This window comes from Arthrobacter sp. (assembly GCF_031988865.1).
Classification (GTDB): Bacteria; Actinomycetota; Actinomycetes; order Actinomycetales; family Micrococcaceae; genus Arthrobacter_B.
Map to the genome: position 1 here is coordinate 1 of NZ_DALZXY010000045.1, position 9,123 is coordinate 9,123.

The window sequence follows — 9,123 nt, forward strand, 5'->3', positions numbered from 1 at the left end:
CCCGGCTGGGCCGCAGCGGATGACGTGACGAGCTAGATCCGCTCCATCGGGTCGACATACTCGCCGTTGACGAGCATCTCGAAGTGCAGGTGCGGGCCGGTGGAATTGCCGGTGCTGCCGACGGCGCCCACCGGGTGGGCGGTATCGACCCATTGGCCGGGCTCCACCCAGATGTCGCTGAGGTGGTTGTAAGTGGTCTTGAGGCCGTCGCCGTAATCCACGACGATCCGGAGGCCTCCGCCGCCGTTGGTGTGCCAGCCTGCTTCGACCACGGTCCCTGCCCGGGCTGCCTTAACGGGAGTGCCGGTGGCTCCGCGGAGGTCTGTTCCGGTGTGGTATTCCTGCCCGCTGCCGGTCATCGGGTTGATGCGCCAGCCGAACGGCGCAGTGACGTAGAGGTTATCCAGCGGCACGGAGGGCGGTTCTTCAACGACCGGCGCAGTTGTACCCGTGCCCTCACTGGCGGCCGCCTCGGCCGGCGGTGCGCCTTCCTGCGGGGCACCTTCCTGTGAGGCTTCTTCCGCCGGAAGTTTCTCCACCAGGGCCGCTGCCAGGGGCTGGGAGTCAACTACCTGGCGTTCGGCCAGGGTCTTGGGGGCCGCTTCGGCAACGCCGTAGACCATCCCGCCCAGCAGCAGGGAGGCCCCGGTCGCGAGTGCAGCGGTTTTCTGGGCGGGTGTGGCCACCGCCCGGGCCTCGCTCCGAAACTCGTCGATCCGCCGGGAGAATTCAGCTCCGCGGCTTTCCCAGCGTGGACGGGCGTGCTTCCCCCTGGCCCGGTACTGGGAGGCGGTTTCGTTCATGTACCGGCGGACGGAGTCAGCGAGGTTACGGACGGTCTCGTTGACGTTTACGGTCATTCATCACTCCACTGACTAGACAACAGTTCTGTCGGTACTGCATTTGTCTCTGGAGGGTGCGTGGAATCCATCTGATTCCGAGTGGCTCCTTCAATTTTAGGGCGTCACGGCGTTGGCTGTGGAGGATTTGTGTGCAGGGAAACAGGGCTGGGTGGGCAGGACAACACAGTAGTGTGGGCGGGCGAGTTGAGAGCTGTGACCGGGACGAGGCGGGCGGATTCAGCATTCCTCTTTTGCGTGGCTTTTATTTAGCCGCCAGATGTTCCACTACGATGCGGCTGAATTCTCCGTGGTTCTGGAACACTCCGCCGTGCCCGGAATTAGGGTAGATCGTCAGCCTGCTGTTCGGGATGCGGCGGTGAAGGTCCGTGGACAGTTCAGAGGGCACCATTCGGTCGTGGTCACCGTTCGCAATCAGGGTGGGGGCCGTGATCAGCGAAAGGTTTTGGCGCTTCGCCTTTCCCCATGACTGAATGGCCTTCAGCTGTGTCCGAAAGGCCCGAACCGTGATGGGAGTGTCCCGGTCCATGAGGCGTTCCTGGAGGCGTTCCAGATAGGCCTTGGCTGCGGTTTTCCCTTTAGTATCGCGGTTGAAGAACAGAAACTCTTTGGCGTCGGTGCGGGCCAGTGCTCCTCGAAGCATGTCCCAGTACACATAGGCCGGGCCAGTGGTCCTGTTAATCCCGTGGCCGCCGGAAGGGCCGGTTCCGGCCAGCACCAGACGCCTCACCAGGTCTGGACGGTCCAACGCAATCTGCTGCGCGATGAAGCCGCCCATCGAAAACCCTGCAAGATCCGCGCTCGAAAAACCCATCGCCTCAAGGAATCCAACTGCAGCGTCTGCCATAGCCTTAATCGTGGCGGGAACGATGCCGGTGGAGGCGCCTACGCCGGGCAGATCCACGGCGAGGACGTGGTGCGTCCGGGCGAGGGCCTCGAGGACCCGTGGATCCCATTCGTCCATGGTTGCCCCCAAATGGGCCAGCATGAGCACAGGAGGACCCCCGACTGATCCCAGTTCGCGGTAAGCCAGAATCTCTCCTCCCACCTCAAGGCGCAAGGTCGGTGATTCGCTCCAGGTCGAGGCCAAGGGCTGCCTATGGGAGTCAGACATCATGGTTTCCGTCCGCCGTGACATCGCTGGGGTCCACGCTGACCAAGATTTTTCCGCGCACCCCGTCCGCCAGCAGCGATTTCAAAGCCTGCGGGGTTTCCTCGAAGGGCAGGACCCGGTCCACGACCGGCCTGATGACACCGCCGTCAACAAGCCCGGCGATTTTGCGCAGGTGCTCCCCGTTGGGTCGGATGAACAGGAAGCGGTAGTTGACGCCGAGCTTCCGGGCACGCCGGCGGGTGGCTCCGCTCAAACCACGGATGGCCAGCTTCACCAGCGGGTTGACTCCGGCCTGTGCTGCGAAGGCGGGATCCGGCGGCCCCGTGATGCCAATGACTGCACCTCCGGGGCGGACAACGCCCAGCGAACGCTTCAGGGTGTCGCCTCCCTGCGTATCCAGCACGAGGTCGATGTTCGACAGCTTCTCGGCGAAGTCTTCGGTGCGGTAGTCGATCACGATGTCCGCACCGAGTTCACGCACGAACTCTGTGTGGGTGCTGCTGACGGTGGTGGCAACGGTGGCCCCCAGATGCTTCGCCAGCTGAATCGCCACCGTTCCCACGCCGCCGGAGCCTCCGTGGATGAGAACGCTCTGCCCGGCCTGCAGCTTGCCTTGTTCCACGAGACCTTGCCAAGCCGTCAGAGCGACCACCGGCAGTGCTGCTGCTTCCACCATGTCCGTGGATTCCGGGATCGGGGCCAGAAAATCCTGGTGTATGGCGATGAATTCGGCAAATGCACCCATGTGTGCCTGATCCGGATAGGCGTATACCCGCGTTCCGGGTTTGAATGCTGATACTTGCGGGCCGACAGCCACGACTTCCCCGGAAAATTCGCTGCCCACCACCATGGGCAGCTTGAACGAGAAGATCTGCTTGAATTCACCTGACCGGAGCCGTTCATCCCCGTGATTCACTCCTGCGGCATGCATCCGGACCAGGACCTCGTGGTCCCCCAGCACCGGTTCAGGCATGCTCACCTGGCTGATGGATGCTCCGTATTTCTGGAGGACAAATGCCTTCATTCCTGCTCCTGTCATTCCCGCCCGATGCGGACGGTTCCCAATTAGGCAGCCACACTGGTGGTTGCATTGTGTTACCGGTTTGACCGTATAGAATCCAGTAACGAAATGCAACCACTGAGAGGGAGGTCCGCATGATCACGTCGCCTCGGTCCGGCTGTCCGGTAAACCGCGCACTTGAGATGATCGGAGACCAATGGAGCCTGGTGATCCTGAGAGATATTGCGGCATACGACCGGCGAAGCTTCCGTGAGCTGTGCACAGCAAATGAGGAAGGGATCAGCGCCCCGGTATTATCGAGGCGGCTTGCCGACCTGACGACGGCCGGGTTCCTCACAAAGGCCGATACCGCACCCGGAAAGCAGGGCCAGTACTCATTGACCGAACTGGGCCTGCAGACAATCCCGCTGATGGTGGAATTGGCGCGGCTAGGGGTTCTATTGGACCCCGAGACCGCCCGGAATGCGCCGGAGTTCGTGCACCCGTCGAGTTCCGGCGGCCTGGAGGCGGAAATCGGAGAGCTGCGCCGGCGGCATCTTGGCGGCTAAGGGAACCGCTCGGGGGCCCTGGCCGCCCCTCGTGTCAGGACAGTTCGGCGCGGCCCTTCCGCCAGTAACCCATAAACGCGACCTGCTTGCGGTCGATCCCGGCATCCCGGACGAGGTAGCGGCGCAGCCCGCGGACAACCGCTGCTTCACCGGCAATCCACGCATAGAACGGCAGGGCACCGGCGGGAGTGTTCGGGCTCGGCGAGTTTTCCACGACGTTCGGGGCAAGGCGGGCCGGAGTTTCCCAGAGGATCACCGAGTCGATGTCAACGTCTTCGGGTTCCCGGCCGCGTCCGGGCGCCACCGTGGCAGGCGGTGTTCCATCGACAGTTCCAAGGCTCGCGTAGCCTGGGACGGCGACGGCCTCGCGGACGGCAGCCTCCAGCAGTTCGCCGTGCGGGCGCGTGCCGCGGGGCAGCCAGGTCACTGTAACGTCCGAGGAGGTGCTGATCGGCTGGGCATCCGCCGCGTCCGGAATTTCCAGCAGCGCGTGGCCGGTGACTCCCGCCGGCAGGTTCTCCAAAATGGCGGAGACCGCGGGAACGGCAGTTTCATCGCCCGCCAGCAGCACGTGCTGGGCCAGACCGGGACGCCATTCGATGCCGCCGTAGGATTCGGCCGTAATGCAGTTCACTGCGTTCGGGCCGATAACCGTGACACGGTCTCCCGGCGCAGCCTCGGAAGCCCACTGTGAGGCGGGCCCGCCAACACCCTCTGCGTCGAAGTGCAGGACGAAGTCGACGTCGATTTCCGGTTCCGCCGCAGTGCAGCGCGACGCCCTGACGGTGTAGGTGCGCATGGCACCGCGCTGGGCCGTGTCCATGGCGAGCCAGCTCTGGTACCAGCCGGCGTCCTCGCAGTCGAGTTCGGGAAGCTGCTGCCGGGTGCCATCATCGGCAACGGGAGGGATAACGACCTTGATCCGCAGGTCGTCCGCGGGGCCCTGCACGCCAAAATCGCGAAGGCATTCCCCGCCGAAGGTAATGCGCGTGAAGTTGGCGCTGAGCCGCCGGACTGAGCGGACTTCGACGTCGAAGGCCGTCACCGCGGCGTTGGCGCCCTGGCGGCGGGGCTTCACCGCGGCCGGCGCTGACGTGCGGATGCGGGTGCCGGTCATGATGCTGCCTCCAGGGGGTTGCGGTTTTCCTTGCGGGAATCGTACGGGTTGGGCAGGTAGCCCCTGGCCGGTGCCACCGGTTCGCGGTGCCGGCGGGAATGGTGCCTGCCCACGGGTACCACCATGGGTGTCCCCGAGACTGGATCCGGGATGACCGAGGCATCGAGGCCAAAGACGTCGCGGACCAGTTCGGTGGTGACAATCTTTACCGGGTCGCCCTGGGCGGCGATCGCCCCGCCCTTCATGGCGATCAGGTGGTCCGCGTAGCGGGCTGCCAGGTTCAGGTCATGCAGCACGATGACCACGGTGGTGCCTGAACGGTGGTTGAGGTCGGTGAGCAGGTCCAGGACCTCCACCTGGTGTGTGACGTCAAGGAAGGTGGTGGGTTCGTCCAGCAGCAGGATGTCGGTTTCCTGCGCCAGTGCCATGGCGATCCAGACCCGCTGGCGCTGCCCGCCGGAGAGCTCGTCGACGTCTCGGCCCGCCAGTTCCAGCGTGCCGGTGGCTTCGAGCGCTGCCGCCACGGCGTCGTCGTCGCGCGCATTCCACTGCCGGAACCAGCCCTGGTGCGGGTAGCGTCCGCGGCCGACCAGGTCAGCGACAGTGATGCCGTCGGGGGCGTTGGGAGTCTGCGGGAGCAGGCCCAGGGTGCGGGCTACCTCCCGGCTGGGCAGGGCATTGATGTCCCGTCCGTTGAGCTGCACGACGCCGGACGTCGGTTTGAGCAGGCGCGCCAGGCCGCGGAGCAGGGTGGACTTACCGCAGGCGTTCGCGCCCACGATGACGGTAATCTTCCCCGGCGGCAGGTCGACGCTGAGCCCGTCGACCACCTTCCGGTCCTCGTAGGAGAGCACAAGGTCTTGTGCGCCCAGTTTGTTCTGCATGCTTTAGCCTCCTCGGCCAACACGGTTGGAGCTGACCAGCAGCCACAGCAGGAAGGGTGCCCCCAGCGCACCGGTGACCACGCCCACCGGGAGCGAGGTGCCGGGCACCAGGTTGTGGCCCACAAAATCGGCTGCGAGCACGATCAAGGCGCCGGTCAATCCGGCAGCGGGCAGTGAGGCGCGTCCCCCAAGCAGCCGCCGTGAAATGGGGCCGGCGAGGAACGCCACGAAAGCCACCGGCCCGGCGGCGGCGGTGGCCACAGCGGCGAGGGCGACGCCGGTGAACAGCAGTCCGGCACGGGTGCCTTCCACGGGCAGCCCGAGGCCTGCGGCAAAGTCGTCACCGAGTTCGAGGACCCGCAGCCGGCGGCCAAGCAGGACGGCGGCTGGCAGCAGCACCACGAGCGCGCCGGCCACGATCCCGGCGCGTTCCCAGGTGGCGGAGTTCAGGGAGCCGGTGAGCCAGACCAGGGAGTCGGCGGCGGTCCGCACGTCGGTGCGGGTGAGCAGGAAGTTCACTACGGCCTGCAGGACAGCAGCGAATCCGATGCCGATCAGCACCAGCCGGGCGCCGGCCGCACCTCCGCGCCTGCTGAGCAGGTAGAGGGCCACGGCAACCACGGTGGCTCCGGCCAGTGCGGCGATGGAGACGGCTCCCCCGGTGGCCCCAAAGACCACCATGGCGGCCACGGCCGCAGCGCTGGCACCGTAGCTGATGCCGATGATGTCGGGGCTGGCCAGCGGGTTGCGGAGCATCGTCTGGAAGAGATGCCCTGAGACACCGAAGGAGACACCGATCAAGATGGCTGTCACCGCACGCGGCAGCTTGCTTTCCATCACGATGAAGGTGGCGCCGGGGATCTTTTCCCCGCCCAGGATCCGGAAGAAGTCGGGGATCGTGACGGTGTAGGTGCCCAGCAGGTTATAGACGAAGAAGAGGACCACGACGGCGGCAGCCAGGGAGGCGAGCACCATCTTGCGGCGGCGGCCGGTGCGGCGCCTGACGTCGCGGATGAGGGTGCCTGCGGCAGTGGTGCTCGAACGCTCCTCCTGCAGCCCGGGCGCGGCGCTCACAGTTCAGCCAGCTTCCGCCGGCGGATGATCGCGATGAAGACGGGGGCCCCGATGACGGCGGTCATGATGCCGACCGGCACTTCCCCGGGCGGCAGGATCAGGCGCCCGACGACGTCCGCTACCAGCAGCAGCACCGGTGCCAGCAGGGCTGAAAGCACCAGGATCCACCGGTAATCCGGGCCCACGAGCCCACGCACCAGATGCGGAATGACCAGGCCCAGGAAAGCGATGGGACCTGCAGCGGCAGTCGCGGCGCCGCAGAGCAGCACCACGCCGATGGCCATAATGCCGCGGGAAAGGTTCACGTTCTGTCCGAGTCCGCGCGCGACGTCGTCGCCCAGGCTCAGTCCGTTCAGCAGCCTGCCGGATGCGAGCAGGATGGCTGCGCCGACGGCGAGGAAGGGGATCAGGGGAAGCAGGACGTCCCAGCCGCGCCCCGAGACGGTGCCGACCTGCCAAAAACGGAAGGTATCCAGGGTCTGCCTGCTGGTCACCAGGATGGCGGAGAGCATGCAGGTCAGCCCGGAGGTCAGCGCAGCGCCGGCCAGCGCGAGTTTGACCGGAGTGGCACCCTCCCGGCCCAGCGAGGCCACAGAATACACAATCAGCGCTGCGATGGCGGTGCCGGCCAGCGCGAACCAGACATATCCGGTGAAGGAGGTGATGCCGAAAACGTAGATGGCGGTGACCACGGCGAAGGCCGCGCCGGCGTTCAGACCCATGATGCCCGGGTCTGCCAGCGGATTGCGCGTCATACCCTGGAGGGCGGTACCGGCCAGTCCCAGTGCGGCTCCAACCAGCAGGGAGGCGACGGTGCGCGGAATCCGGCTCAGGACCACCGCGTGGTCCCCGTTCGCGGCGTCGGGGTTGGTCAGCGCCTGCAGAACGACGTCCAGCGAAAGCGGCCGGGCGCCCAGCGCCACGGAAGCGAAGCAGGCCAGCCCCAGGAGCACGAGTCCGCCGCCCAAAACCCAGGCGGGGGCCAGTTTGCGTCCACGTTTTGTGGCGGCCGGATGGGAGGCTGGCACAGGGCGGTTAACAGCCGTAGCGGTCACGGCAGCACCTCCTGAAGCCAGCGGGAAATCGACTTAAGTAAGGCTAACCTATGGCTGGTCAGATTAAGAAACAGTTCTGTGCCGTATTAGCCCGCTCCGCTGATCCCCGCGCCGGGGCCGCCGGGGCCGCCGGGGCCGTCAGCACAGGCACCAGATCAGGCGGCGGCGGAGCAGGAACCAGCGGCGCGGGGTCAGAGCCCGGCAGGATGCCGGTGCCGCAGGGTCAGGCTGCGCCGTGCCCCGGGGCGACTTCCTCGCCCTCGCGGACCGGGCCCGGAGGCGTGCCGTCGCCGAAGGGCCGGCCACCGAGTTCCTCCCGGCCGTGCGGGGTCAGCCACACGGAGTTATCCGGCCCGGCGGGAACAATCTGGGTGGGGTTCAGGTCTTCGTGCACGATGTAGTAGTGCGCCTTGATCTGCACGAAGTCCACGGTGTCCCCGAAGCCAGGCGTCTGGAAGAGGTCCCGGGCATAGGCCCAGAGAGCCGGCATCTCGCTGAGCTTGTTGCGGTTGCACTTGAAATGGCCGTGGTAGACGGCGTCGAACCGGACCAGGGTGGTGAACAGCCGGACGTCGGCTTCGGTGATCGTGTCCCCCACCAGGTAGCGCTGCTTCGAGAGGCGGTCTTCCAGCCAGTCCATGGCGGTCCAGAGCCGGTCATAGGCGGCGTCGTAGGCCTCCTGCGATCCGGCGAAGCCGCAGCGGTAGACGCCGTTGTTCACCTCGGTGAAGACCCGCTTGTTAACCTCGCGCATTTCCTCCTCGTGCTCGGCCGGCCAGAGGTCGGGGGCGCCGTCGCGGTGGAACTCGGTCCATTCCGAGCAGAAGTCCTCGGTGATCTGCGGGAAGTCATTGGTCACCACGGCGCCGGTGGGCACGTCCACGACTGCCGGCACCGTAATGCCGCGTGTGTAGCCGGGCACCCGGCGGAAGAATGCCTCCTGCAGCCGTTCGATGCCCAGCACCGGGTCTTTGCCGTCCGGATCCAAGTCGAAGGTCCAGCTGCGCGCGTCATGGGTAGGGCCGGGCAGACCCAGGGAGATGGCGTCTTCCAGTCCCAGCAGGCGCCGAACGATGATGGTGCGGTTGGCCCAGGGGCACGCGCGGGCGGCAACCAGCCGGTACCGCCCGGCTTCCACGGGATAGCCGTCCCGGCCGTCCCGGGTGATGCGCGTTTCGATGTAGTTGGTGTCCCGGGTGTATTCCTGCCCGCCGGACACATAGGAGCCCCGGGTGCTGTACTCCCCGCCGGACTTCCCGTTCGCCGTCTGCTGCTCCGCTGTGCCCGCCATAACCGCTCCATCCATCAGCCGTGCTGTTCAGTCTCCTTCCACCCTAGCGCCCTGCCCGCGCGCACCGCTTCGGCGGTAGAGTCGTGGACCAGCGCCAATGCCGACGCCAGCAGAGCTTTATCGGTTCTAGATAATCGATATGGAAGATTGAGACTGAAG

Annotated in this window: 9 protein-coding genes; 1 reads left to right on the forward strand and 8 read right to left on the reverse strand. The window is 66.1% G+C overall.

The genetic code is table 11. The features are described 5' to 3' along the window. Nucleotides 1–32 precede the first annotated feature (32 nt). From RTN46_RS09670 to RTN46_RS09680, 3 genes are all read right to left on the reverse strand, one after another. Entirely contained in the window at nt 33–860 is an 828-nt protein-coding gene (locus RTN46_RS09670; RefSeq protein WP_312180898.1) for a M23 family metallopeptidase, read from the reverse strand. A gap of 244 nt (nt 861–1,104) precedes the next feature. After that, nucleotides 1,105–1,848 carry an alpha/beta hydrolase gene (locus RTN46_RS09675; protein WP_312180899.1) on the reverse strand — a complete coding sequence of 248 codons (744 nt, stop codon included), beginning with the start codon at nt 1,846–1,848 and terminating at the stop codon, nt 1,105–1,107. Nucleotides 1,849–1,966: 118 nt separating this feature from the next. Further along, on the reverse strand, nt 1,967–2,998 hold the full coding sequence (locus RTN46_RS09680; RefSeq protein ID WP_312180900.1) for an NADP-dependent oxidoreductase: 1,032 nt from the start codon (nt 2,996–2,998) through the stop codon (nt 1,967–1,969). Nucleotides 2,999–3,129: 131 nt separating this feature from the next. Here RTN46_RS09680 and RTN46_RS09685 point away from each other — a divergent pair, with 131 nt between their 5' ends. Continuing rightward, a complete protein-coding gene (locus tag RTN46_RS09685) occupies nt 3,130–3,543 on the forward strand; it encodes a helix-turn-helix domain-containing protein (protein WP_312180901.1) in 414 nt (137 codons plus the stop codon). 34 nt (nt 3,544–3,577) lie between these two features. Here the strand turns inward: RTN46_RS09685 and RTN46_RS09690 are convergent, their stop codons facing one another. The 5 genes from RTN46_RS09690 to RTN46_RS09710 form a co-directional block, all read right to left on the reverse strand. After that, on the reverse strand, nt 3,578–4,660 hold the full coding sequence (locus RTN46_RS09690) for a siderophore-interacting protein (RefSeq protein ID WP_312180903.1): 1,083 nt from the start codon (nt 4,658–4,660) through the stop codon (nt 3,578–3,580). After that, nucleotides 4,657–5,544 carry an ABC transporter ATP-binding protein gene (locus RTN46_RS09695; protein WP_312180904.1) on the reverse strand — a complete coding sequence of 296 codons (888 nt, stop codon included), beginning with the start codon at nt 5,542–5,544 and terminating at the stop codon, nt 4,657–4,659. Before RTN46_RS09695 ends, RTN46_RS09690 begins: the two co-directional genes overlap by 4 nt. 3 nt (nt 5,545–5,547) lie before the next feature. Continuing rightward, a complete protein-coding gene (locus RTN46_RS09700) occupies nt 5,548–6,519 on the reverse strand; it encodes an iron chelate uptake ABC transporter family permease subunit (protein WP_312180936.1) in 972 nt (323 codons plus the stop codon). 95 nt (nt 6,520–6,614) lie between these two features. After that, nucleotides 6,615–7,673 (reverse strand): FecCD family ABC transporter permease, encoded by a 1,059-nt coding sequence (locus tag RTN46_RS09705; RefSeq protein WP_396157583.1) that lies wholly within the window; start codon nt 7,671–7,673, stop codon nt 6,615–6,617. Nucleotides 7,674–7,896: 223 nt separating this feature from the next. Then, nucleotides 7,897–8,964 (reverse strand): glutathione S-transferase C-terminal domain-containing protein, encoded by a 1,068-nt coding sequence (locus RTN46_RS09710; RefSeq protein ID WP_312180906.1) that lies wholly within the window; start codon nt 8,962–8,964, stop codon nt 7,897–7,899. Between the last annotated feature and the right edge of the window lie 159 nt (nt 8,965–9,123).